The sequence below is a fragment of the Desulfobacter hydrogenophilus genome, assembly GCF_004319545.1.
Lineage (GTDB): Bacteria > Desulfobacterota > Desulfobacteria > Desulfobacterales > Desulfobacteraceae > Desulfobacter > Desulfobacter hydrogenophilus.
Genome location: NZ_CP036313.1, coordinates 4048772 through 4073219, shown reverse-complemented (window position 1 = coordinate 4073219; position 24448 = coordinate 4048772). Strand labels below are relative to the sequence as shown.

The following is a 24448-nucleotide window of genomic DNA, read 5'->3' as shown; positions in this document are numbered from 1 at the left end:
TTTAAGACTCCTTTATGTTTTTTTCTTTCAAAAGTTCGTCGATACCCATTTCCAACGACGTTATATAATCAGCGATGCTCCACGCCACTTTTTGTCCATTGGTGCTGAGTTCAATGCCACTGATCAGGTCCGGCGCGGTCTCGAACCGGACATGAATTTGCGCAGAAAAGGTTTCGTTGAGCGCATTTTGTATGGCCACGCGCTGCTCCTCAGGCAGGTCAAACGCACTGCGCACGAGTGCGGGGTCGGTCGCAGTCTTAAGGGCTTGGGCAAGGCCTGCTTTGGCCGGGCCGTCCATCTTACGCAAACGGCGGGTGAACACCTTGCCCATGCGTTCTTCCAAACTCACCGTGGCAAGATCCGTCAGCGCCTTTCGCGCAATGGCAAATACTTCCTGCTGGGTGCGCCGGCTGATGTCCTGACTTAAGGAGTCCGCGTCTTTTCTTAAGGTTTCCATCCGCTTAACGCTCAATGCGTCAGCAGCCTTGCGCGCCTGGTCGAGAAGCCGCTGACCTTCAATTTTGGCCACGTCCGTTGCTTTGCTCAAGAGCGCGCCCCTTTGCTGATCGAGCGCTTCATTTTTATGTTTGAACTCGTCTTTCTCCTGTTGGGCTTCGACCTTTATTTTGTCGGCGCTTGATAGCTCTGCAGCGATCCGCTTCTCTCTCTCATCAATGGCGTGGCAAATCGGTTTGTAAAGAAAGCGCTTCATCAACCATACCAGGATGAGAAAGTTAAGCGTCTGTGCTCCGACCGTAAACCAATCGATTAACATAGCGTCACTTTCCTATGGCTTGGGCGATGACATGGTTCCAGAACGGGTTGGCGAAAATCAGAATCATCGAGATCACGAAGCAGTAAATGGCTGTGGACTCTACCATTGCTAATCCCACAAACAAGGTCCGGGTGATCGTTGCGGATGCATCAGGCTGCTGGGCCAGGGAACTCAGCGCCGTCGCGACAGCTTTCCCTTCTGCCAGCGCAGGCCCCATAGTGCCGAATCCGGTGGTAATGCCGGCGATAACAATTGATGCCACCGCGATAATTGTCATGTTATCCATAAGTTCTCCTTTTGTTGTTGATGTTCAAGTTTCACTCTTTTGCTTCGGGTTCAGACGCGGGGTTACGGGCACGCGTGGCGGCCGCAATGTAGACCGCGGCCAGGATACTGAAGATGTAGGCCTGCACCATGCCGGTGAGCAGGCCGAGCGCTGTCATGATAATCGGAAAGATGAAGGGCATAATCGTGAGCAGAATACCAATAATCATGGCGCCGCTCATCATGTTGCCGAACAAACGAACGGCAAGGGCCAGCGTGCGTGAAAGCTCGCTGATAATGTTAAACGGCAGCATGATGAACGTCGGTTTCACATAGGACTTGAGGTAGTTGCCCACCCCTTGCTCTTCAATGCCGAAAAACGGCACGGCTACAAACACACACAGCGCCAGGGCCGCCGTGGTCGAAAGCGAGCCGGTCGGCGGTTCGTAGCCGGGAATGACAGTACCCAGGGCGGCTGCGGCAACAAACAGAAAAAGCGTGCCCAGAAAACCTATATATTTCTGCGGCTGATTTAAGCCAACCTCTTCAATTTGTTTCTCGATGCCGGTGACAACGATTTCCAGAAGATTCTGCCAGCGGGAACGTTTCAGATCCGTAGAGAGTCTGCGCGTAATAACTTTTGAACCCACGACCAGCAAAAGCATCAGTCCCCAAGTGAAGACGATGGTGGCGTTGAGTTTGAAAAACCCGTATTGCCAGAATATGATTGCATCCGGACTAAGATGCATGACCGGCCTCCTTGGCTGAAGCGCTGTGATGTTCGACCGACGGCCTGGTGAGCCGCGTCATGATAAGTCGTGCCAGGAAAAAACCAAGGAGACAGACCAGCAGACGCTCCCAATGACCACCGGAAACAAAATAAAATCCAACCAGGGTAATGCTTATTCGCAGCAGCAGACTACCTAAGAACCAAAGCACCGGCTGTTTAGACGAAAAAGCCTTGCGAACGGTCCACCAAAGGCCGCCAAAGAATATCATACCGAGCAAAATGCCCGTTGCCATAGCCGATGCCATACTTAAAACGTCATTCATCATTATCCTCCTGTTCCTCTCGTATCGCCTTGTCTTCTTTGTCCACCCAATACCACGCATTCAAACACCCGATCGCAAGACCCACAACCAGTAAAGCCAGCGTCCAGGTGTGCCCCCCCGGATAGTGTTCGTCCAGCCAGATACCCAGCGCGGCGCCGAGCAGCGTCGGAAGCACCACTGACCAGCCAATCAGTCCCATCATGCCCAGGCCAAACCAGACGGTTCGGGTGACGTGACGTTGCGCACGGAGTTTGCGTGCTGCCTTGATGCCGATCTCTTGACCGAGCAAGGTCCGGTCTTTCTGGTTTGTATTTTTTGATTTTTTATTCATGATGAAACTCCGCTAAGCGGCGGATGAAACCGCTCTCCATTTTTGCCATCACCGAACGTACGTTCTGCTCCCGTTCGTTCAGGTTCAAAAACTCTTGTTCCACTGCATCGCGCAATTGACCGAGGTTTGTCCCGTCAATGGCGTTACGCACGGAAATGAGTACGTCCAAGCCAGTCTTGACCAGCACCCCTTCATCCACGGCCACGTATACCTCGCCCTGGGCTTTTGTTTCATAAATCAGGATCCCGGGCACAAGCGCTGCAACGCAGTCGCGTCGGTGTGGCAAGAGCCCAAACGAGCCCTCGCGGGTCTCCGCAACGATTCGCATCACAAAGGCTTCCTCGGCAAAAATTTTGAACGGCAGGAGAATCTTAAGATTCATGACTGTCGGCTGCATGTTCAACCTCCGGTTTAGGTTTAGGTTTTGGTTTGGAGCCGGGTTTCACTTTTTTTTTCGCTTCGTCCACTGCCCCGATCATGTAGAGCGCTTTTTCCGGGTAGTTTTTGAATTCATCACCCAGGATTCGCTCACACCCGTCCAGCCCGTCCTCGAGGCTGACGAGCTTTCCTTCAAGACCGGTGAACTGTTCGGTCGTGAAAAAGGGCTGGGTGAGAAATCGCTCCAGCCGACGGGCACGGGCAACCACGTTGCGGTCTTCGGGCGAAAGCTGTTCCAGGCCGAGCATGGCAATGACATCCTTGAGTTCCGCGTATTGGGCGAGGGTCTGCCGGATCTTTTGCGCGAGGCGGTAATGCCGATCACCGACAATACCCGGCGTAGCCATTTTGGAGCTGGACTGCAACGGGTCTATGGCTGGATAAAGGCCTTCACTGGCCCGCTTGCGCGAGAGCACGATCGACGCGGAGAGATGCGAGAAGGTGTGTACCGCTGCAGGATCTGTGAAGTCGTCCGCCGGCACATACACTGCCTGAATCGAGGTGATGGCCCCGGTATCGGTGTTGGCAATACGCTCCTCCAAACCGGACAACTCAGTGCCCATTGTGGGCTGATAGCCCAGACGCGACGGCATTTGCCCCATCAGGCCTGACACTTCCGAGCCGGCCTGGATGAACCGAAAAATATTGTCGATCAGAAGCAGGACATCACGGTGCTCGTCGTCCCGGAAATACTCGGCCATTGTCAGCGCGGCGTGGCCCACGCGGAACCGGCTGCCCGGCGGCTCGTTCATCTGACCGAAGATCATCACCATATTCGGCAGCACGCCGGCTGCATTCATTTCACGGTAAAGCTCCTCGCCTTCCCGACACCGTTCACCGATGCCGCAGAAAATGCTGACGCCCTCCTGCTGGCCAATCATGTTATGGATCATTTCGGTGAGCAGGACCGTCTTGCCCACACCGGCGCCGCCAAAAAGTCCTGCCTTGCCGCCACGTTCCAGCGGCATGAGTATATCAATGACCTTGATCCCCGTCTCGAAGATTTCAGACTTGGTGGAACGTCTTGCCAGTGGCGGCGGAGCCCGGTGGACGGTACGCCACGCCACATTCGAAACGTCCCCTTCCCGATCGATGGCATTGCCGAACACATCGAACATGCGCGACAGAATGCCCTTGCCGACCGGTGCCTTTAACGCCCCGCCCGTGTCCACCACCGCCATACCACGGGCGAGGCCCTGGGTGGGGGTCAGCGCGATGCCACGCACGCGATGGGCGTCGAGTTGGGCTAAAACCTCGATGGCAATATTTCCCTCCCGGGCGTGCAGTAACGAGTAGATGGGCGGCAAATGGTTATCGAACCGTATATCTATAACACTGCCTTGTACCGAGACCACTTCCCCGATGTTCGACGGACTATTTTTGTTGTCCATGCAATATCTCCTGTGATCCGACGTTTTTTTCGACATTATCCAACGACGGCTACGGCATAATTAAATAAGCGCCATATATTGCGCATCCATTTCCAAACCGGATAGTTTTGACCATTGATAGAGAAATCTTTGCAAAACCTCTTTTCGTTTTTGCTTTTCCGGAAGCCTATTCATTATAACCTTACCTTCACATTTTGAGCCAGACATAATAAATTTTATTTTTTCGATAGGAACGCAGATGAAATAAAGAAAATAATTACATCAATGAATCATAGCTGGAGAAGAGAATTATCTTGAAAATTCGCGCAAGGTCCTTAAAATTATAACGGTTATAAAAAAACCGAAAAGTAGCAGACAAGATGTCCATAATGAAAATCTAAAGAATATCAGTTTTTAAAAATGCGAAGACTAAAGCAGGCGGTTGTCAAGTCCGCAGCGGTCTGCGGCAGCCCGGTCCAGTATATGGGCAAGCGCTTTGGGCTTTCCTGGGAAAAACCCAAAGGTTTTCATCCACACCTCTTCATCTTCCATACAAAAATAGACGGCAACATTGGGAGCAAGCTGCCGGAAAACGGCAGCAAGACGTTGGTAGATGGCTATGCGTAATGGTTTGAAATAGCGCATTTTGTTGTCAAGGCCGGTGATGAATTCACCGTAAGGGATGGTTGAATCGGGAAACCGTGCTTCAATAATGAATTTTAAATGGGGCATGAACCTAAATGTGCCAATGGAAATCCACACAACATCTTTTGGACTGACATGATCGAAGATGGCTTCAATCACCTTTTCATAAGCAGTTTCGCATCCAGGATACAGGAAAATGGGATCAAAATGAAATGCCACCCGAAATCCCTTTGACACGGCTTTGGCTGCGGCCTTAAGCCGTGCGGCAAGGCTTGCTGTGTCCCGTTCTTGGGATGCAATTATCTCGGGGGTATTCACGGACCAGGACAGAATGGTTTTCTGGTTGTGGTCCAGGTCCAGAAGTGTGTCTATATTGACGGTTTTTGTTTTCAGTTCAAGAACGGCCCGGTCCTGGGCTGCAAACTTTTCAACCAGGAATTTGGGCATCAGACTGACAGGTTCCCAGATCAGGGAGTCGGTGTACTCGCCGGTGCCGATGCGCAAAATAGTGTCCCCTTCAAAAATCGGGTCCAGTGCGGCACTGTATTGGTCAAAGCCTGCAAAATACTGGAGCACGGGGGGATGGAAATAGGCCTGCAGGATGCAGTAAGAGCAGTCCATGGTGCAAAAGGTACCGCAGTGCAAAATGGTGTAATCACAACAGGTGTAATAACTGGTCCCCGGGCACTGGCGAATCAGGGCGCCCTTATTGCTGGTAATGTAAAGCACTTTTTTGGCAAATCCAACAGGATCGTCAGCTTGGTTGATCAGATCATATACGGGCCTTGAGTCCGCAACCGTCTCCGGTGTCGGTTTGACTTTTGAAATCAGATACTCAATTTCCGGCGTCAGATCCAAATCCTTGTCTATGAATACCCGGATTGGACGAATCATATTTTTCTGTCCACAAGAGCCTTAAAGCTGTGGTGGTCTGCAAGTTCAGCCAGGCGCTTGAAGCGTGTTTTAAACTCATCCATATTTTTAAACTCCATTTGTATGGCATAGACTATTCCCTCAAAATTTTCAGGAACTGCCAGTTGAAGTCCGGAATCCAGTTCAAGGGCCTTGATGTGTTCCCGGGCCTGATCCTTAGCGGCCGTCAACGCAGGGAAACGTCTTTGGGCAAGAAACGCCTTGAACTGCTTTCCAAGGGCACTCATATCCCTGTGGCCTAAATCACTGCCCCCTTGGGGGCCATCGCTCTCATCGCCCCCCAGGGGGCTTTCCTGAATGAGCCGTGACAGGCTTATTTTTTCAAGGGCGCATATCTCCTTTGCCCATGTAATGATTTCCATCTGAAGCCCTGAGGATACTTTGATCAGGGAAAAAAGATGCAAAAATTCAGTTAAGGTATCTGCATCCATGGACACAAGATTTTTACACGCCTTAATGGATATTTTGCCTTGATCCAAAAGATAGAGAACAGAATCAGGCATGGCATGGATACGCGCCAACGTATTAATATATCCGGTATTCAGCAGCCTGTTGAAGATAGATGTGGCATTTTTTGCGATACTTTTGGCATCCATAAAACGCAATAAAAGCGCTGTGGCCCGAATGAGTTCTGCAGGCGTCAGTTCCCTTGAAAATGCATTTTCGGTTACAGCGGCCATGGCCGCATCAAGGTTGTTTTCTGCAGGCATGACACGGCAGGTTATCTGGGACAGGCCGACATGTCGGGCGGCTTCAATCCGCCGAAATCCGGACACCACACTGTATTTATTCTGTCCCCACAACACCAGGGGTGCAACCATGATACCATATTGGGAAATGGATGCCGATAGATGTTCAATCTCATGGTGGGGCTCTGTAACGCGAAACCCGGTGTCTGAAAGATCAATCTCAGACACCGGGATATCAGTAATTGTCGTAGTTATCATGGCTCAGATGGGTCTTCCGGTCAGCCTGGTAAAAATTTCCTTGTAGGTTTTACTGGTATTATCAATGATTTCCTGGGGCAGTTTGGGGCCCGGTGGGGTTTTGCCCCAGCCTGAATTAGTCAGCCAGTCCCTGATGGTCTGTTTGTCAAAACTTTTCTGCCCTCTGCCGGGTGCATAATCATCCAAGGGCCAGAACCTGGATGAATCCGGAGTCAGAATTTCATCAATAAGTATTATCTCACCATCAAGCAGACCGAACTCAAATTTTGTGTCCGCAATGATAATGCCTTTTTCCAAGGCAAAAGTTGCCCCCTTATTATAGATTTCAAGACTTAGGTCACGCAGTTTTTCTGCGGTCTCTTTCCCCAGAATCTTCGTCGCTTCATCAAAGCCGATATTAATGTCATGATCACCGATTTCAGCCTTGGTGGACGGGGTAAATAAAGGTGTTTCAAGCTTGTCGGACTCCTTGAGCCCCTGGGGCAGCCTGATATTGCACACATGGCCTTCGGATTGATAGGATTTCCAGCCTGAACCCGAAATATAGCCTCTGACAATGCACTCCACAGCCATGGGCGCGGCTTTTTTCACCAGCATGCTGCGGCCTTCAAGCTTGTCTTTATATTTGTGAAACTGCACCGGATAATCATTTACATCCGTACTGATAATATGATTTTTAACGATGCTTTCCATCTGTTTGAACCAGAACACTGAAATCTGGTTTAATACCTTGCCCTTGTCCGGAATGGCGTCAGGCAGCACCACGTCAAACGCAGAAAGCCGGTCGGTTGTTACCATGAGCAGGGCATCGCCCGTATCAAAAATGTCCCTGACCTTTCCTTGTCTGATCAGTGGCAGGCCTTCATATTCTGTTCCGGGTATAAAGCTCAAGCTTTCCTCCTGTCCTTACAATTTAATTTAAAATTTTGTCGATAAATTTATCACACAATGATTCATTTTACTATCAGACCGATAAAAATAACATTGAAAACTATTTTTTCAAGGGCTGCACAGACAGGCAAATCACATGTAAACTAACTTATTAAGATAACCAAGTGGTAATATACAACTATATCGTTTTCATATGAAGTGTGATAATAATAAGGTTTAATTTAATTCAATTTAAAGGTTCCTAAATGGAAAATATTGTTGATCCAAAAAATCCCGCAGTTACCAAGAAACTGACCAAGAAGGACTTTTGGGTACCTGCCGGAAAAACCAGGGCCAGTTCCTCAAAAGCTCTGGTCAAATCAGATCCCATTCAAAGTTACCTTAATGAAATCAATCGATATAAACTTTTAACCCGGGAGCAGGAAATAGAGTTGGGCCAGCGGATTCAGGAGGATAACGACCAGGAAGCCGCTTATATAATGACCACTTCCAACCTGCGCCTGGTGGTGAAAATTGCTTTGGAATTTCAACGCATCTGGATGCAGAACCTTCTTGATCTTATCCAGGAGGGCAATATCGGTCTTGTCCGGGCCGTAAAAAAATTTGACCCATATAAAAATGTTAAATTTTCCTATTATGCATCGTTCTGGATCAAGGCATATATCCTCAAGTTCATAATGGACAACTGGCGAATGGTTAAAATTGGGACCACCCAGGGACAGCGCAAGCTTTTTTTTAGATTAAAAAAAGAGAAACAGCTGCTCATTGAACAGGGCTTTGATCCCAAACCCAAATTGTTATCCGAACGTCTGGGCGTATCTGAAAAAGAGGTTGTGGATATGGACCAGCGTCTGGCAAACTGGGATCTTTCCCTGGATGAGCCGCTTAAAGAGGATTCCAATACCGAGCGCATTGAATTTATTAATGTTGAAGCGGATTCCTCCGAAGACAAACTTGCAAAAAAAGAGATTGAAGATATCCTGTACACTAAGGTGCGTAAGTTTAAAAAAAATTTGAACGCGCGTGAACTGGATATTTTTGATCGCAGAATTTTTTCCGATTCCCCTGAAACCCTGCAACAAATAGGTGAAGTCTACAACATCTCAAGGGAACGGGTCCGGCAGATTGAAAATAACATCATAAAAAAAATGAAAGCATATTTTAAAAAAGATATGCCGGATTTTGACATGTATGACCATGACCAGTAATGGTCGTCTTCCAAGAGTTTAAAAAGGCATTCCGTTCATGAAACACCTTACAGTGTGTACCCTGGCCATAGCTTCGATCTTAAGCTTTTTTCTCGTTTCAGGCTGTATCAAGGGATCGAGGGCTCCCGGCCTGGAACAATCCGGCAGCAAAATTTTAAACCAGGACAGTGATTTCCAGGCTTCGTACTACTATCTTATGGCGCGGCGCCACGATAGTAAAGATGAAGCCGACCAGGCACAAAAAGCGATGGAAAAGGCCATTGCAAAGGATCCAGGATCCAATTTTCTCCAGCGCGAATACATCAGATCTCTGCAGAAACAAAAAAAATCAGATCAGGCCCTGGCACTTGCCCAAGATCTGGCAGAAAAATATCCGGATGATGTGGAAAATCTGATCCTGCTTGCCCGGCTGAAAAAAGGGAATGAAAAGGACATAACCATCCTGCTGGAACGGATACTGCAACTTGCCCCCGAGGATAAAGAAACCTTTTTACGGCTGGGCAAAGTGTATATGGATGAGGGTATGAACCTGAAAGCCATGAATCTGTTTTCCCGTATGGCAAGCATCTTTCCTGACTATTATGTTGCCCATTTCTACCTGGGAGAGACCCAGCGGATGGCTGACCAGCCTGCAGCGGCCAAGGACTCTTACCTTAAGACCCTTGAACTTGAACCCGATCTTTTAGAACCTAGGTTCCAACTGGTAGACGTATATAAAGCCATGGGTGAAAAGAAAAACAAGGCAGAAATAATAACGGTTCTCAAAGAAATTCTTGACTTCGACCCCGGAGATGAAAGGGCCTTGATAGAGCTTGGTCTGTTCTATTATAACACCAAGGATTTTTATAACGCTGATGAGATATTTGCTTCACTTGGCCGGGAGATCCGGAAAAATCCGGATCTGGTGGTAAATATTGTCCAGCTCCTGATACCGGAGCATAGGTACCAGGACGCTGCAACGGTATTGTCCCAGGTCAGAAAAGTCCTGCCCGGGAATGCCAACATCAATTTCTTTTTGGGGATGGCTTATGAAAGCTTAAAAAAACCGGATCAGGCCATTGAGTATTATCTTAAAGTTACGCCCGATCATCCCCAGTATAAAAAAACAATTCTAAGTATTGCTTTTCTCTACAGGGACATGAATCGTATGGAAGAGGCAATTCGATTTCTTGAGCAGCACCACAGGCAAAGCCCGGCAGACATTGATATCACCTCTTACCTGGCTTCATTTTACCAGGATAACAATCGTGACGACATTGCCGTCACCATGCTGCAGCGTGCATTAAAAGTGGTCCCCAAAAATACGGCGTTACTGTTTAAACTTGGTGCTGTCCTGGATACGGCAGGACAGCGTCAGCAAAGCATTGAAACCATGAAAACCATTATCAGACTGGATCCCACACATGCATCGGCCCTCAATTACCTGGGATATACCTATGCGGAAATGGGCATTCACCTTGATCAAGCCCTGGAACTGGTACAACGGGCCCTGGAAATTCGGCCTGAGGACGGATATATCACGGACAGCCTGGGATGGGTTTATTTTAAAAAACAGGCGTATGACAAGGCTGTTTTTTACCTTGAAAAAGCCGTTGAACTATCTGATTATGAAACTGTTATTGCCGCCCATCTGGCAGAGGCCTATCTTAAAACAGGACAGCAGAAAAAAGCGGTTGCCATGTATAAAAAAGCCCTTGATAATGCCAGACAGGATCAGAAAGAAGAGATTCAAAAAATTGAAGAAAAACTTAAAAGTTTAAAAAATACCGTGCAATGACAAAGGTATATCCAAACGTCCGACATGCAGCGCCCCCCTGTATTTGGCGTTCAGGCGTGGGTATTATCACCATACTCCTTTTTGCTGTCATACTGACAGGACCAGGCTGCGCGCTGTTTGGGCCTCAATTCGGGAAACAGACAGCCCCCTATGCCGAAGATATCATAAACCGCGTCCGGGCATTCAATGCACAGATTACCACATCCAAAGGCACGGGCGAGTTGACCCTGACCCAGGGGTTCCGTACGGAAACGTATAAAATCGCCTGGGCTGCCCAGTCACCCAACCGCCTACGCATGACCCTGCTCATGTTAGGTCATCCTGTTGAAACCATTGCATCCACTGGCCAGTGGGTAACCTTTATCTCCCATACCGGGGCTCACAAACCCCATTCAGCCGTATCTGAAAATCCGAACCTTGATCCTTACATCAATATTCCGTTGCGCCTATCTGAACTGGTCAGCCTTCTTCTTGGAAAGGTGCCGGAACGCCCCTTTGACAAAGCATGGGTTCTTCCTGAAAAGCCGGATACTATTTTTGCCTCACAATCATTTTCTTCAAAAATTCAGGAATGGGTGACAAATAAAAACGGAATAACCACCAGATATCGGGTGCTGGATAAAAACATGAATGTCATTTTCGGAATATGGTATTCCCAGTTTTTCAAACGCGACAATTTCATTCTCCCCGGAATGATAACCATAAAAGACGGGGACCAGAGGGTCATGGTAATCTCCTTGAACAATCTTATACCCAATATTCCTGTAAAAGAATCCGTATTCAGGTTGACAGGATCATGAAAATGAACATAATTTAGACGGTGTTATTATTACCAAACCTCATAAGGAGATAAATATAAATCATGATTCACAAAAACGTTGACCAGGCCAAAAAAGCAAGCAGCTGTTCCCAAAAGCCCCAGAATGACGCTGCAAAGCAGCAGGCTGAAATGGACGCAATGATCAAAAGCAATCTGGCCCAAATTAAAAACAAAATATTTGTTCTGTCCGGCAAAGGCGGTGTGGGCAAAAGCTCCGTATCGGCAAACCTTGCAGCAAGCCTTGCAAAAAAAGGATATAAAACAGGGCTTATGGATGTGGATGTCCATGGCCCTTCCATTGCCCAGATGTTCGACATGAAGGATCTTTTGGATATTGCACCCGATACAAAACAGCTGTTGCCCAAACAGGTCTACGAAAACCTCACGGTAGTCAGTGTCCAGGCGTTGATGCAGGACAAGGATCAGGCCGTTATATGGAGAGGCCCTGCTAAAACTGGGATTATCAAGCAGTTTGTAGGTTCTGTTGCCTGGGGAAAGTTGGATTATCTGGTCATCGACGCCCCTCCGGGTACAGGCGATGAACCTCTCACGGTTGTACAAACCATTCCGGATGCTAAGGGCATCATCGTAACTACTCCCCAGGAAGTCGCCCTTGCAGACGTTCGCAAATCCATTTCCTTTTGCAAAACCGTAAAAATGGAAATCCTTGGTGTGCTGGAAAACATGGCCGGATTTACCTGTCCGCACTGCAATAAACCTATTGATCTGTTTAAAAGCGGCGGCGGAGAAAGAACAGCCAAGGCACAGGGCTTAAAATTCCTGGGTTCCCTCCCCTTTGACTCCCGCGTCGTGGAATCCGGAGATGACGGTGTGCCCATAATGATGTATGAGGCGGACGGCCCCTTTAAACTGGCATTTGAAAAGATAGTGGGAAATATCCTCAAACAATTTGAAGGCTAATTAATTGAATTCGGAAAAAACACCCCGGGCACTGAAATCCCGCCTTGAACAAAGGGAAATCCAAATTCTTGGAACCCGGGCCTGTTTTTCCAAAAATGCTGTCCGGCGGTATTTGGAACCAAGATCTGACACCGAATACCGCCTTGCTTTCTCTGCAGATGCTGACCGTATTCTCAACTCTCTGGCCTACACCCGTTACAGTGATAAAACCCAAGTTTTTTCCCTGATCAATAATGACCATCTCACCCACCGGGTTCTTCATGTGCAGATGCTTTCCCGGGTAGCAAGAACCATTGGCCGGTATCTTGGACTGAACACTGATCTTATTGAAGCGATAGCCATGGGCCATGATATCGGGCATACGCCCTTTGGCCATGACGGCGAACGTTTTCTCTCCCGCCTTACCCAGTCCGCAGGGGCAGGACACTTCCACCACAACCTTCAAAGCATGCAGTTTTTAGATGTTATTGAAAGAAAAGGCAAAGGCTGGAACCTGACGCTTCAAACCCTGGACGCTATTGTCTGCCACAACGGAGAGGCTCATGCAAGGACACTTACCCCGGCATCGCCAAGAGATTTTGCGGACTTGGATACAATAGTAAGCCAAATCAGGGCCGGTACCATGGATGATGTACTTCCCATGACCATGGAAGGGTGTGTGGTCCGCATCGCCGACACCGTAGCATATATCGGAAGGGATTTTGAAGACGCTGTCCGACTGAAGATTGTTGACCGGGACCAGCTTCCCGGCACCTGTCGTGAACTTTTCGGGGCCACCCAGGGCACCATTGTCTTTACCCTGGTCACGGATCTGATCAACTCAAGCATTGATCAGGACTTCATCGGATTTTCCCTTGGGGTGGCGGATGCCCTGAAAGAATTAAAGCAGTTCAATTACCAATTTATTTACAAAAATCCCTTAATAAAAAGACATCTGACAAGCGTTGAAGATATTTTTAAATGTTTGTTTGACAGATACATGAACGACCTGGCCAAAGAAAACAGGGCTTCGGTCATTTATTCTCAGTTCCTCAACGGCATGGATGATACCTACCGTTCAAATCACAGCCATGCCGAGATTACCCGGGATTTTATTGCCGGAATGACCGACTCCTTTTTTATCCGCCAGGCACCTGACCATTTACGCCCTACCCCCATTGACTGGGTGTAACGGCAGAACACCTGAAATGCCAATGTTTGATAACCGCAAAATTTATCGTGTTTGCCACAAAAAACAAGGATTGGTGACCTTTAATGTAACCGTAAAGGAGACCAACCTCAATATCCAGGCCGATTCGGATCTCAGTAAACAAGCTGTACGGTCCATTCTGGATCACCGCCAGTACATTGAAAATCACATTGCTTGTTTCCCAGGATTTGCCGATAGCATGACACCGTTGTCCAGTCCAGGGATCGCGCCTAAAATCATTTCTGAAATGACCCAGGCTGCAAAAACTGCCGGTGTCGGCCCCATGGCAGCCGTGGCCGGCGCTGTGGCCCAAAGTGTGGGCAGAGATCTGCTTCAATGGTCTGCAAATGTCCTGGTGGAAAACGGCGGCGATATTTTCATAAAATCAGATACCCAGACTATATTTACCATTTATGCCGGATCATCGCCCTTGAGCATGAAGGCCGGTATTAAAGTGGCCCGGCGTGCCGCTTCGTTTGCCATGTGCACCTCTTCGGGCACCGTGGGGCATTCCAAAAGTTTCGGCAAGGCCGATGCCGTATCTGTGCTGGCAGATTGCTGTGCCCTGGCCGATGCTGCGGCCACATCCCTTGGCAATGAAATCCAGACCCCCAAAGACATTGAAAGGGCCATTGCCATTGGCAAGAATATGGCAGGGGTCCAGGGCATTATTATCATTTCAGGAAAACAGATTGGGCTGTGGGGCGCCCTGGAACTGATCAAACTATGAAACAAGCGCACATTAGCCTTTTTTATCGGGTCTCTTGGGTCTTCTTGCCTCCGGCAGCGCCTGCAGTTACGCCATCCTGGTAGCACTTTTCTCCATACCGCGCCACCTGACGACAGAATCCCCGGATTAGACTGACCTCCCGAGATCTGAGCTGATAGCGGCTTAAAAAACTGCGGGTCTTGTCCAACCTTTGTTCCGGATTTTCATGATTGATGTAATGGATTCGGTTAAAGGTATCTTGCAGCTCTTCATACATATTCTCCAGCTCATACCGACACGCCAGCCGGGGAATATAAAATTTCGGTTCCCGGGTGCGGGCCTTGAACAATTCATAACTAATGACCATGACAGCCTGGGCCAGGTTCAGGGAAGAAAATCCGGCTGCGGGGATATTCACAAGGTCGTGGCATAGCTGCAAATCTTCATTGGTCAGCCCCCGGTCCTCGGGGCCGAAAAGAACGGCCACCCGGTTTTCTGAAGAAATAGGAATCAGCTTTGTGGCAAGATCAGCCGGAGAAAAATTCACCCGGCGCGTACCGCCAAGCCTTGCGGTGGTTCCAACGATCCAGTTGAATGTCCCAAGGGCCTCAGGAAGCGTGTTGCAGACCGTCATGGCCTCCACCAGTCCGGAAGCTGAGTGGGTCGCAACTTTCAGAACACGTTCCATATCAAAGTTCCTGGGGGCGGATAAAATAACCTGTCCCACCCCCATATTTGCAGCCGCTCGGGCTGCTGCGCCAATATTTTCCGGAATCCGGGTATCATGAAGCACAATAGCAACATTTTCCATGCAGACCTTCTGATACATTCCCTTTTTCCTTTTAAAAGCATCTCTGTTTGATTTTCCGAAAAAGACTTTTGAATCAGAAAATCTTCAATATCATAATCATAAATTTCAACCAGACGTTCGCGTTCCTCACTATTTTCTATTTTATTCCCAAACACTCAAGACATAAAATCTTTGTCGAAGAAAGGGGGGCGAGGAGAGCACTACTCGTTTGACAACCTCCATTTTTCAAGAGGTCCAAATGGCCGGGGATAAACGTCAGCGGACAAAATTGACGCCGATACCGGTGTTGTTGATTCGGGTGATCCGGCCGCTCTGCCGCTGGGGGCCTGTCTCCTCGGTTTGAAAGGTCATGACAATAAAATCGTTTTCTTTGTATTTTTCCGGTGTCTTGGACTGGATAAAAATTCCGGAGTAACTCAGATCCCTGGCCTGTTCTTTATACAGGGTGCCTTCGTTTATAAAGTCTACAAACCCCTGAAATTCAGTTCTATGGTACCTGCGGCGTTCCGACCCGTCCGAAACTTTAGGCCGAGGGACGGTTGGTTCGACGGCTGTCCGGCTTTCTGGAAAAATATCTTCATCTACACTGTTATTGTACTTGATGACATAAATATTTTTTGCGGTGGCATTGTCCGAAGCCCGTTTAAACCGTCTGTAAAGTTTAAGGAGCTGAACGCATAAAAAGATTGAGATAAGAAAAATTATGAGGGTAAATATAATGTTTAATGGCGTCATCTGTTTTTCCTGAAACGAACACGTAAATTGATATAACAGCCATGGGCTGACTTGGTCTACCAATACCCAGGTTCAACCCACAACAAAGCATGAAAGTAATTCAGTAACTTCTTGGAACTTTCATATGAAAATGTACACCGTTTTACAGAATCTATTTTCCTGTAGAACATCATTTATAGGTGGAAATTACAAGAATAAATAAGATGACGGCATAAATTTTCCCGAAAACCCGCAGGCTTTATCTGTTGAATCTTCTGCTTCCCTGGCAAGGCATCAGTTTCAGTAATATATAATCTCTCTTTGTTTGCATGCTCTGGGCTTTTATAAAAAAGTCTGTGTAGGCGTCACAGATCTTCCAACTTTCATTGTGGGCGGAGCCTGGGTGTCGATAGACCAAGTCAGCCCGTGGCTGTTATAGCAAAAGCGAAGAGTGAATTAAAGGAAAGACTCTGTCAGATCTCAACGGTGAACTCAGTTCTTGCGATTATCTGCCCACTGCTATTAACAACGTCCACACGCCATGACCCGGCATGCGCGGATCTATTCAATTTCACTTTGCTCCAGGTTCGGGTTCTAGGGTAGCGGACCGGAAGAATGACCCGGCAGTACCTTTTTCCATTGAGGTAATAAATGTGGCTTAGATCTTGGGGTGGTTTGTCGGTCAGGACGTTCATCCATGTCCAGACCACGGGTTTTGCACCGTTTCCCATTGAAAAACGGTTCCCGGGAGACACATATTGTCTGTGTTTGATACCACGGCAGATAACCAGTTCGTGGATGGTCACATCGGTGGAACTGACGATTTCTGGAAGTGTCTCCATGGGTGCTTCCTTTTTCGGGGTCTGTACAACTTCGGAATGCGGTGGTACCTCTTCTGACGACACAACAGGGATCGGTTCAGACGGGAGTGCTTGGGCCAACTTTTCATTGGAGGGATCCAGTTTTTCAACATCAGTGACTGTGTATTGATCCAAGGACACAGAATTTTCCGGGATGTCGGTCTCAAATTTTTCCGGGGTGGATGAGGGATCCGTCAGCACACGTTCGGGAATCATATGGCAAATTATGAATATGATACTTGCCACTATGATGAATCCTGCCAGCGTGAAGACGGGCCATGAGCGTTTAGGAGGCGTTTGCTGCTTGAGCGGCTCCTTCTTCTCAATAATATTTCGAAATTTTTTCATGAGGCGCTTGTCGCGATCCTCGATACTGGTCCTGTTCATTATACCGCATTTCTCACTGAGGTTTTATATAAAAGTCTGTGTAACATACTCAAATCTCAAAATATTCATTGTGAACTGAGTCTGGGTGTTAATAGGCCCGGTCAGCCCATGGCTGTTATTGACCAAATGGGTTTTCATATCAGCAAGGTCTATTTTTGTCCATCAGGAAAATGAAATACACCCAATATTGCAGATATTTTGATGTGTTTGGCAGGTGATTAAAACAAAAGGCCCCCAGCAGCATATGGTTACATAAAAATTCTATGCCAACGGCGCCAACCCATGCTAAATATATAGATTAAGGGCAATTCTCTATACCCATAAAGAGTAAGATTACTTTTTGTACCCGTACATAAATACAAAAAAGACTATAATAAATGGATGTCTGTTAATGAAAAAGGTATAAAGTGGAAACCAATCCAGCTATAGCAAAGCCGATTATTCTCGTAGTCATAGCCCTGACGCTATTCATGCTTCCCGGCTTAAAACTTCCGTATCTCGATCAAAAGGCAGAGACCTACTTCTCGGAAGCAATAACCAAAGCCGGACTGGCCTATAGCGTTTGCCGGATTGTTAACGCATCAGTCTCCGTCATAAAAGAATCTCAGATTCAGATAGAACCGGCCGGTCTTGGGGTGTCGCTGGCGGCAGGTCAAGCGCTTGATCCATTAGATGATATGACGGAGCGAGCATCAGATATAATCGTTACAGCAATAGTATCACTTGGAATACAGAAGATCGCGTATGAACTAAGCGTAGAATTTGCCCCTGTCCTGATTGCCATTTTCCTGATCGCCTTCGTCATAGCCACTATCTTGAAGAGCGTACGAGCGAAAACGATAAGAGATATAATTTTAAAGTCTATCGTTCTGATTGCGGTTGCTCGCTTATGCCTGCCGACCGCCTCAATTATTAGCTCCTATTTAAATGGAAATTATTTCTCGCCGGAAATCATCAAGGTCAAAGATGAGCTTGCCATGAGTTACCCTGTTATAGAGCGCCTAAAGGATGTGCGCATGCCGGAAATCAATGGGGTGTTGGGAACTGTAAAAAACGGTTTCAACTTTGTGGGTGAAAAAACCGCCGATTTAAAAACGTCCCTAAAAGAGATGATTCAAAATATGGGGAGTATGGTCTCTAATCTCCTTAAGCTATCATCTCTATATGTGGCCCTATTCGTCATTCAGGTCGTCTTGCTGCCGGTTGGAATATTTTGGCTTCTATCACGCATTACCAACGCATTTCTTTGGACAAACAGGTTTTAAGGACCGCAGATTAAATAACTTGAACGAAATAGCTTGCCTTTTGGCCCATATAGTTCGTTCCATCAAAGGCACAATAGGACTGCTATTCAACCTTTACCTTTAATGCGCCTTGTAGCGGTCCTAAAGAAAAAATATCAATATAAAATCCTATTTATGCCTTCCTGGGCACCAAGCGATATGCCAATTGCCCCCTTCGGTACATCGTAATCCCTTGGATTAATGCGTATTAGATTTGAAACTGTCCGTCAACATTTGATGTGAATACATTCCATATTACCGGGTATGCCCAAAGAAAATCTTTTACCCTGTTCACTAACAATCCAGATAAGTTTATATTCAGGCACTGTGATATTGATCCACTGTGTTTTGGGAGCAGTGAAGGCAAAATCAATATCGGGAAGATACAAAAAACTGTCGCTGGTATTCGGATTTTGCTATCAATTTATCCATATGCAACGAAGGTTCTATACATTGAAAATTTTTGATCAAAAGGACAATAAGACAATGACCCTATTTAAAATCAATTATGACAAATGTGACAAGGATGGGCTCTGCGCACTTGACTGCCCTGCAAAAATTATTGAAATGAAAAAAAAAGGTCCTTCTCTAATAAAGGGGGCTGAAAAATTCTGTATCCAGTGCGGACATTGCGTGGCCATATGCCCCAAGGGCGCTTTTCATCTTGAAACGATCCCACCGGAGGTTTGTCTGCTCATTCAAGAGGATTTAATTTTAAACCCGGAACAAACTGAACATTTTTTAAGATCCAGGCGATCTATCAGGATGTATAAAAAGCAACCGGTGCCAAAGGATCGGTTTGAAAAGGCCCTTTCAATTGCATGCTGTGCACCGACCGGCAGTAACAAGCAACCGGTGAAGTGGTTGGTGTTTGACAAAAAAGAGGATGTGAAAGACATTGCCTCCCATGTCATAGACTGGATGAAATTCGGCCTGGAAAAGCATCCTGAGAAAGCGTTAATTATGCATTTTGACAAACTGATCAAACAATGGGATCTGGGTATTGACAGGATATGCAGGGATGCGCCCCAGCTTGTCTTTGCCCATGCATCCGATGAGTTCGGAAGTGCTTCGGCTGACTGCCATACCGCACTTGCTTACCTTGAGCTTGCCTTACCGGCATTTGGTCTGGGAAGTTGCTGGGCGGGCTATGTCAATTATGCTGCAACTCAGTGGCCGGGTCTTTCAGAAAAACTTGGGCTGCCAGAGCACCATACCTGTCATGGTGCACTCATGGTTGGAATTCCGAAAATAAAATATGTTAGGGCCCCTAAAAGAAATGAACCGGATATTACTTATTTTGAAAGATAGCACTGCTGGTTTTCATTAAATTGCGGCGGACTTTCATGTCCGCCGTAAAATGATGTTTGAATCAATAGCAACAAGACCATTAAACTATATTTAAAGAAGTATTATGCCTTAAAAAGGTAAAATCTATATCATAAAACATGAAAAATCTATTACTATTGCCAGTCCAGAGGAATGCGGACATGGTTGCCGGCCTTGTTTTTAAAAAGCAAAAACCCATTATCCCGGCCATACATGTATAGCTCATGGGTGACGCGCACATCCTGGGTACAATAGTCAACAATCAGATCCAGACGACCTTCCTGCCACCATTTCAAGGCCAGAAGGCCGTCGGCACTTTTTTCAAGGCCCAGGGTTTGGCTGGCCAAATGATCCAGTGAAAGCCGATAGCCCAGACGCTCATGGACTTTTGTCAGGATATCCAGGGTGGGAAGGCTGTGAAAATCGAACCGGCTCAGACCGGACAACACTTTGTAATCAAAACGGATAATGTTAAACCCAATAATAAGGTCCATCTGCCTAAGCCGTTCCACAAGTTTTTCCAGATCCTCCTGGTAATAAACCAGAAAATCCTTTTCAAGGGAATCGTAGAGCACGGCGCAAGACACCCCCATACGTTCGGCTTTGTGCCATCCGCCCACCTGCTTGGCGGACCGCCGGGTTTCAATGTCAAGCACGGCGTATCTTTTGGGAGAGATGGCGACTGGTTTTTTTTCATGGGTCGCTTTTTTTAAGATAGCAATATCCGGGAAAACAGTCGGACGTCCGGCTGGTGCAGCCGCAAATCCGCCCTGCCCCGCTTTTTGTTCAAGGAGCATATCAAGAATTTGCTTTGCCGCTTCCTTGTCTATGGGACGGTTTCCGGACCCGCATTTGGGCGAATGTACACAGGCCGGACACCCGGTGTCGCAGGGGCAGTCCCGGATCGCCTCATAGGTTCTTTGCATAAGGGTCACTGCGTTGTCAAAGGCCTGTAACGTAAGCCCTAAACCGCCCGGCACGCCGTCGTAAATAAAAACAACCGCCGTTTTAACCTGGGGATGAAACGGCATGGATATACCGCCCAGATCATTTCTGTCGGTCATCACCAGCAGCGGCATCATACCGATGGCTGCGTGCTCTAAGGCGTGAATCCCGCCCATGAAGTGCAAACGATCTGTTTCAATGCGCTGCCGGATCCAGTCTGGAATCTCAATCCACAATCCCTGGGTTTCGTAGGTCAGTTCCGGCAGATCCAACGGCACGATGCCAAGGGATTTTTGGCCGGACACAGATTTCATTTCATAGCCGGTAACCTGTTCCCGGATTTTCAGTGTGCCAAAACCCACCCGGGTGCCTTTGACCTGACAGGTTTTTTTCACATGTAGAATTTCAGTATTTTTTGAAGATCTTGCCCGGGTGTAATAGCTGACCTTTTCCTTTTTCGCCCGGACCACGCCTTTAAGGTGATCAAAAACCGTCACCACAAAGGTTTGTCCACGGTGCAGGTAAACCGCCCCTTCATGGGTTTCAAAATAGGATCTGTGCCGGTCGATTTCCCCCAGGCTTTGCCGGGTATCTTCTTTGAATATGGGAATGGTGTGCCCGGTTCCCCGTAAACTGACCTCCCGGTGGGGGCGTTTGCGGGGGGAAAACCAGGTATTTCCGTCCCGGCTTAACAGCAGTTTGCCTTCCCGCCCCAGCGCCTGCACCCGTTCCTGCACAACCGGCGGCTTTAACATGGGATCATCAGCGTCAAGGCTGAGTTCAGCCGCCGCACAATCCAGATGGCGGTCAAGAATCCGGGGATTTTCAGGATTGATCCGGGCGGTTTCAGGAGGCATGGTAAAAAAGATATCCGGATGGTTGATAAAATATTGATCCAGAGCATCTTCATGGGCAATGAGCACCATGGCGGAGTCATTGCCGTCCCGCCCTACCCTGCCCGCCCGCTGCCAGGTGGACATCATGGTTCCCGGATACCCCACAAGGATGCATAGATCCAGATTGCCGATGTCAATACCAAGCTCAAGGGCAGACGTTGACACCACGCAAAGCAGTTCGCCTTTGGCAAGTTTCTGTTCAATCTCCCGTCTCTCCTCGGGAAGAAACCCGGCCCGGTATGCACAGATCTTATCCGCCATGGATTTGGCCCGCTGTCCCGCCCATAGGGCAATAAGCTCCGTAATTTTTCTGGACTGGGTGTAAACAATGGTAGCAAGATTTCGGTATACTGCGGCATGGATCAGTGTGATGGCGGTCTGGGCCGCACCTTCCAGCCCTTTCATCATTAAAACATTTTTTTTCCCGCAGGGCGCGCCTTGTTCATCTACCACCGTCACCGGCAGCCCGGTCAATTCCGAGGCAAGCTGTCCGGGGTTGGCAATGGTGGCTGAACAGAAAATAAAACAGGGATTTGATCCGTAAAACCTGCATATCCGCAAAAGCCTGCGAAACACCCAGGCCATATTTGAACCCATGACCCCGCGGTAGGTATGCACCTCATCCACCACGATGTATTTAAGGTTTCCGAAAAAAGAGGCCCATAAATGGTGATGGGCCAACATGGCCAGGTGCAGCATCTCGGGGTTGGATAAAAGGATATTGGGCGGATTTTTGCGCACCTTTGTCTTTTGATACGCTGTGATATCCCCGTCATAAACGCATGCGGTCAAGGGCTGTGAGAAAAGCGAATCAGTTTCGGTCAGCATCTTATTAACGGTATCGAGTTGGTCCCGGGCAAGGGCTTTGAGGGGAAACAAGTACAGGGCATGGGCATTGGGATCAGATATCAGCGCATCCATCACCGGCAGATTATACACCAGACTTTTCCCCGAGGCCGTGGGCGTGGCAATAACCGTATGACATTTGTCAAGAATAAGCGAAATGGCCTGGGCCTGGTGGGTATACAGATTTTTAATATTAAGCCCTGCAAAGAGGCGAGACAAATCATTTGCAAAGCAAGGGAAAGAGTTCCCGGACGCCCAGGCTGCGGGTTGCGCATCAAATATTTTGTGGCTGACAATATCGCCTGCAAAACCCTTAAAGGATTTTAATCCGGTTATATATTCATCAAGGCCCACGAGATCTAAAGAATACTTTTGCCCAGGGCGGACAGGATAAGTTCAACCGCAAGCTTGCTTGTTTTATTGGCCACATCAAGGATAGGGTTGATCTCCACAAGGTCCATGGAGCCCAATTTGCCAGAATCTGCAAGCAGTTCCATGAGCAGATGGGCCTCCCGGTAGGAGATGCCGCCGGGCACAGGGGTGCCGACCCCCGGGGCTTCAACCGGGTCCAGGGCATCCATATCCAAACTTAAATGAAAACGTTTCAAGTGGGCAAACTGAACCATGATTTTGGCGGCAATGGCGCTGATCCCCTGTTCGTCAATATCGCGCATGGTGAAAATGGTGATGCCGCTGGATTTGATGCGCTTTTTTTCTCCGGGATCCAGATCCCGTTGTCCGATCATGACCACATCATCCAGGGATATTTTTGTACCGGCATGCCCTGCATCCACAAGGCATGGGTGGCCGTCTCCCGTTAGAACGGCCAGAGGCATACCGTGGATGTTTCCCGACGGTGATGTCTGTGGGGTATTGAAATCGGCATGGGCATCCACCCAGATAAGGCCCACAGACCCTTTAACCGCCACTGACGCCACGGTACCAATGGCAATGGCATGGTCACCGCCCAAAAAAATCGGCATACGGCCCTGATCCATGACCCGGCATCCGGTTTTATAGATATCATGGCTGATCTGGGTGATTTCTTTGACATAACGGTCTGTCACCCCTTCCATGGCAGGGACATCATCCCGCACAGGGATGGGGATATCCCCTTCGTCTTTAACATCATATCCAAGCCGGCGAAGCCTTGGGATCAATCCGGTATACCTTAACGCTGCAGGCCCCATGTCTACGCCACGAAGCATCTGTCCGAAATCCATGGGAACACCGATAATGCTGAGGGGTTTTGCCATATTGATATCCTTTAAATGTGGCTGCCCGGGGCAGGCCTGTGTTGACAGTTCATATATCATAGAGTAAGAAATCTATTCAATAAATTTCAAAAACATAACGCGGTTGCGGGTTTTAACGAACCGGTTTTATAAACCAGGGAGATTACATGAAGAATAAATATAAACTTCGGTCCCAGCATACCCTTGGGTTGGTCAGAGACCTGCTTGGGCAGGGTGTTGACCGGATCTCTTTAGTTTTACGCCATTCAGACAGACAATACTCAGACAATCCACGGCTTGAACCTTTTATGGGGCTCAATAACTCCGGCAAGGCCTATGCCTTTGACCTTGGCAAATCCTTTCCTTTAGATCTAACACCGGTTCTGTTTTCCAGTCATTTTGGCAGGTGTGTTGAAACAGCCTACCTTATTGACAAAGGATTCACCTCTGTCTCAGGCAAACTTTTACCCCATAATACCCTGAATAATACGTTAACGCCTTTTTATGTGAAAGATATTGCAACTGCCATGAAGATGTTGATCAAAACAGGTTCAAACCAGTTTGTTCGGAACTGGTTTGAGAAAACCATTGATGAATCAATTATGCTTGATCCTGAAGTGACCGCAAACCGGATTGCCGATTTCATGATATCAAGGCTCAAAGAGTTATCTCCGGGACAGGTCGCTATCTGTGTGACCCATGACTGGAATATTTTTCCCATCAAGCAGTTCAAGCTTAAACTTTCCCATGAAGATGCCCTTGATGCAGGATACCTTGATGCCGTGGCATTTTTCGAAAAGGATAGCCGGATTTTTGCCGCTAGCAGGCAGTTTGATCCGGTTGAAATTACTTAACCTATGAGCGCAAATTC

At 47.8% G+C, this 24448-nt stretch carries 24 protein-coding genes; 9 read left to right on the top strand and 15 right to left on the bottom strand.

Annotated elements, in window-relative coordinates; genetic code table 11:
- Position 1: 1 nt before the first annotated feature.
- The 10 genes from EYB58_RS18075 to EYB58_RS18030 all read right to left on the bottom strand — a co-directional run bounded on the left by EYB58_RS18075 (position 2) and on the right by EYB58_RS18030 (position 7647).
- On the bottom strand, positions 2–775 hold the full coding sequence (locus tag EYB58_RS18075) for a F0F1 ATP synthase subunit delta (protein ID WP_111958474.1): 774 nt from the start codon (positions 773–775) through the stop codon (positions 2–4).
- A gap of 4 nt (positions 776–779) precedes the next feature.
- Entirely contained in the window at positions 780–1061 is a 282-nt protein-coding gene (locus EYB58_RS18070; RefSeq protein WP_111958476.1) for a F0F1 ATP synthase subunit C, read from the bottom strand.
- Between the two features lie 31 nt (positions 1062–1092).
- A complete protein-coding gene (locus EYB58_RS18065) occupies positions 1093–1788 on the bottom strand; it encodes a F0F1 ATP synthase subunit A (RefSeq protein WP_111958478.1) in 696 nt (231 codons plus the stop codon).
- A complete protein-coding gene (locus EYB58_RS18060) occupies positions 1778–2095 on the bottom strand; it encodes an ATP synthase subunit I (RefSeq protein WP_242637421.1) in 318 nt (105 codons plus the stop codon). Before EYB58_RS18060 ends, EYB58_RS18065 begins: the two co-directional genes overlap by 11 nt.
- Entirely contained in the window at positions 2085–2423 is a 339-nt protein-coding gene (locus tag EYB58_RS18055) for an AtpZ/AtpI family protein (protein ID WP_111958482.1), read from the bottom strand. Before EYB58_RS18055 ends, EYB58_RS18060 begins: the two co-directional genes overlap by 11 nt.
- On the bottom strand, positions 2416–2820 hold the full coding sequence (locus EYB58_RS18050) for a F0F1 ATP synthase subunit epsilon (RefSeq protein WP_111958484.1): 405 nt from the start codon (positions 2818–2820) through the stop codon (positions 2416–2418). Before EYB58_RS18050 ends, EYB58_RS18055 begins: the two co-directional genes overlap by 8 nt.
- Entirely contained in the window at positions 2795–4252 is a 1458-nt protein-coding gene (gene atpD, locus EYB58_RS18045) for a F0F1 ATP synthase subunit beta (RefSeq protein ID WP_111958486.1), read from the bottom strand. Before atpD ends, EYB58_RS18050 begins: the two co-directional genes overlap by 26 nt.
- Positions 4253–4660: 408 nt before the next feature.
- On the bottom strand, positions 4661–5770 hold the full coding sequence (locus EYB58_RS18040) for a spore photoproduct lyase family protein (RefSeq protein WP_111958488.1): 1110 nt from the start codon (positions 5768–5770) through the stop codon (positions 4661–4663).
- Positions 5767–6756, bottom strand: a complete 990-nt coding sequence (locus tag EYB58_RS18035) for a ParB/RepB/Spo0J family partition protein (protein WP_111958490.1) — start codon at positions 6754–6756, stop codon at positions 5767–5769. The genes EYB58_RS18040 and EYB58_RS18035 overlap by 4 nt, the downstream gene beginning before the upstream one ends.
- A gap of 3 nt (positions 6757–6759) precedes the next feature.
- A complete protein-coding gene (locus EYB58_RS18030; protein ID WP_111958492.1) occupies positions 6760–7647 on the bottom strand; it encodes a phosphoribosylaminoimidazolesuccinocarboxamide synthase in 888 nt (295 codons plus the stop codon).
- A gap of 245 nt (positions 7648–7892) precedes the next feature.
- Between EYB58_RS18030 and EYB58_RS18025 the strand changes: the two genes are divergently transcribed.
- The 6 genes from EYB58_RS18025 to EYB58_RS18000 all read left to right on the top strand — a co-directional run bounded on the left by EYB58_RS18025 (position 7893) and on the right by EYB58_RS18000 (position 14292).
- Positions 7893–8855, top strand: a complete 963-nt coding sequence (locus EYB58_RS18025) for a sigma-70 family RNA polymerase sigma factor (RefSeq protein ID WP_111958494.1) — start codon at positions 7893–7895, stop codon at positions 8853–8855.
- A gap of 37 nt (positions 8856–8892) precedes the next feature.
- On the top strand, positions 8893–10632 hold the full coding sequence (locus EYB58_RS18020; protein WP_111958496.1) for a tetratricopeptide repeat protein: 1740 nt from the start codon (positions 8893–8895) through the stop codon (positions 10630–10632).
- Positions 10633–10688: 56 nt separating this feature from the next.
- Positions 10689–11432 (top strand): LolA family protein, encoded by a 744-nt coding sequence (locus EYB58_RS18015; protein WP_242637420.1) that lies wholly within the window; start codon positions 10689–10691, stop codon positions 11430–11432.
- 62 nt (positions 11433–11494) lie between these two features.
- Positions 11495–12373, top strand: coding sequence for an Mrp/NBP35 family ATP-binding protein (locus tag EYB58_RS18010; RefSeq protein ID WP_111958498.1), 879 nt, complete (start codon positions 11495–11497; stop codon positions 12371–12373).
- 4 nt (positions 12374–12377) lie between these two features.
- Positions 12378–13544, top strand: coding sequence for a deoxyguanosinetriphosphate triphosphohydrolase family protein (locus tag EYB58_RS18005; RefSeq protein ID WP_111958500.1), 1167 nt, complete (start codon positions 12378–12380; stop codon positions 13542–13544).
- 22 nt (positions 13545–13566) lie between these two features.
- A complete protein-coding gene (locus EYB58_RS18000) occupies positions 13567–14292 on the top strand; it encodes a UPF0280 family protein (RefSeq protein ID WP_111958502.1) in 726 nt (241 codons plus the stop codon).
- A 22-nt stretch (positions 14293–14314) separates the two neighbouring features.
- On the opposite strand, the gene EYB58_RS17995 is transcribed toward EYB58_RS18000, so the two are convergent.
- The 3 genes from EYB58_RS17995 to EYB58_RS17985 all read right to left on the bottom strand — a co-directional run bounded on the left by EYB58_RS17995 (position 14315) and on the right by EYB58_RS17985 (position 17043).
- Positions 14315–15100 carry an RNA methyltransferase gene (locus EYB58_RS17995; RefSeq protein ID WP_111958504.1) on the bottom strand — a complete coding sequence of 262 codons (786 nt, stop codon included), beginning with the start codon at positions 15098–15100 and terminating at the stop codon, positions 14315–14317.
- A gap of 237 nt (positions 15101–15337) precedes the next feature.
- Positions 15338–15817 carry a PilZ domain-containing protein gene (locus EYB58_RS17990; protein WP_111958506.1) on the bottom strand — a complete coding sequence of 160 codons (480 nt, stop codon included), beginning with the start codon at positions 15815–15817 and terminating at the stop codon, positions 15338–15340.
- Between the two features lie 452 nt (positions 15818–16269).
- Positions 16270–17043 carry a DUF2914 domain-containing protein gene (locus tag EYB58_RS17985; protein ID WP_111958508.1) on the bottom strand — a complete coding sequence of 258 codons (774 nt, stop codon included), beginning with the start codon at positions 17041–17043 and terminating at the stop codon, positions 16270–16272.
- A 407-nt stretch (positions 17044–17450) separates the two neighbouring features.
- On the opposite strand from EYB58_RS17985, the gene EYB58_RS17980 reads away from it, so the two are divergent.
- Entirely contained in the window at positions 17451–18308 is an 858-nt protein-coding gene (locus tag EYB58_RS17980; RefSeq protein ID WP_111958510.1) for a hypothetical protein, read from the top strand.
- Between the two features lie 504 nt (positions 18309–18812).
- A complete protein-coding gene (locus tag EYB58_RS17970; RefSeq protein ID WP_111958573.1) occupies positions 18813–19637 on the top strand; it encodes a nitroreductase family protein in 825 nt (274 codons plus the stop codon).
- Positions 19638–19789: 152 nt separating this feature from the next.
- Here the strand turns inward: EYB58_RS17970 and EYB58_RS17965 are convergent, their stop codons facing one another.
- Both EYB58_RS17965 and rocF read right to left on the bottom strand, forming a co-directional pair.
- A complete protein-coding gene (locus EYB58_RS17965) occupies positions 19790–22696 on the bottom strand; it encodes a DEAD/DEAH box helicase (protein WP_111958512.1) in 2907 nt (968 codons plus the stop codon).
- Positions 22697–22701: 5 nt separating this feature from the next.
- Positions 22702–23598 (bottom strand): arginase, encoded by an 897-nt coding sequence (rocF, locus tag EYB58_RS17960; RefSeq protein WP_242637419.1) that lies wholly within the window; start codon positions 23596–23598, stop codon positions 22702–22704.
- Positions 23599–23744: 146 nt separating this feature from the next.
- On the opposite strand from rocF, the gene EYB58_RS17955 reads away from it, so the two are divergent.
- Positions 23745–24431 carry a histidine phosphatase family protein gene (locus EYB58_RS17955; RefSeq protein ID WP_111958516.1) on the top strand — a complete coding sequence of 229 codons (687 nt, stop codon included), beginning with the start codon at positions 23745–23747 and terminating at the stop codon, positions 24429–24431.
- Positions 24432–24448: the final 17 nt, after the last annotated feature.

Bases quoted from the DNA above. Each gene is read 5' to 3' on its own strand.
- EYB58_RS17955 (WP_111958516.1), top strand. From the start codon at position 23,745: ATGAAGAATAAATATAAACTTCGGTCCCAGCATACCCTTGGGTTGGTC.
- EYB58_RS18075 (WP_111958474.1), bottom strand. From the start codon at position 775: ATGTTAATCGATTGGTTTACGGTCGGAGCACAGACGCTTAACTTTCTC.
- rocF (WP_242637419.1), bottom strand. From the start codon at position 23,598: ATGGCAAAACCCCTCAGCATTATCGGTGTTCCCATGGATTTCGGACAG.
- EYB58_RS18060 (WP_242637421.1), bottom strand. From the start codon at position 2,095: ATGATGAATGACGTTTTAAGTATGGCATCGGCTATGGCAACGGGCATT.
- EYB58_RS17985 (WP_111958508.1), bottom strand. From the start codon at position 17,043: ATGAACAGGACCAGTATCGAGGATCGCGACAAGCGCCTCATGAAAAAA.
- EYB58_RS17970 (WP_111958573.1), top strand. From the start codon at position 18,813: ATGACCCTATTTAAAATCAATTATGACAAATGTGACAAGGATGGGCTC.
- EYB58_RS18055 (WP_111958482.1), bottom strand. From the start codon at position 2,423: ATGAATAAAAAATCAAAAAATACAAACCAGAAAGACCGGACCTTGCTC.
- EYB58_RS18065 (WP_111958478.1), bottom strand. From the start codon at position 1,788: ATGCATCTTAGTCCGGATGCAATCATATTCTGGCAATACGGGTTTTTC.
- EYB58_RS18050 (WP_111958484.1), bottom strand. From the start codon at position 2,820: ATGCAGCCGACAGTCATGAATCTTAAGATTCTCCTGCCGTTCAAAATT.
- atpD (WP_111958486.1), bottom strand. From the start codon at position 4,252: ATGGACAACAAAAATAGTCCGTCGAACATCGGGGAAGTGGTCTCGGTA.
- EYB58_RS18040 (WP_111958488.1), bottom strand. From the start codon at position 5,770: ATGATTCGTCCAATCCGGGTATTCATAGACAAGGATTTGGATCTGACG.
- EYB58_RS18020 (WP_111958496.1), top strand. From the start codon at position 8,893: ATGAAACACCTTACAGTGTGTACCCTGGCCATAGCTTCGATCTTAAGC.
- EYB58_RS17995 (WP_111958504.1), bottom strand. From the start codon at position 15,100: ATGTATCAGAAGGTCTGCATGGAAAATGTTGCTATTGTGCTTCATGAT.
- EYB58_RS17990 (WP_111958506.1), bottom strand. From the start codon at position 15,817: ATGACGCCATTAAACATTATATTTACCCTCATAATTTTTCTTATCTCA.
- EYB58_RS18025 (WP_111958494.1), top strand. From the start codon at position 7,893: ATGGAAAATATTGTTGATCCAAAAAATCCCGCAGTTACCAAGAAACTG.
- EYB58_RS18000 (WP_111958502.1), top strand. From the start codon at position 13,567: ATGTTTGATAACCGCAAAATTTATCGTGTTTGCCACAAAAAACAAGGA.
- EYB58_RS18070 (WP_111958476.1), bottom strand. From the start codon at position 1,061: ATGGATAACATGACAATTATCGCGGTGGCATCAATTGTTATCGCCGGC.
- EYB58_RS18010 (WP_111958498.1), top strand. From the start codon at position 11,495: ATGATTCACAAAAACGTTGACCAGGCCAAAAAAGCAAGCAGCTGTTCC.
- EYB58_RS18035 (WP_111958490.1), bottom strand. From the start codon at position 6,756: ATGATAACTACGACAATTACTGATATCCCGGTGTCTGAGATTGATCTT.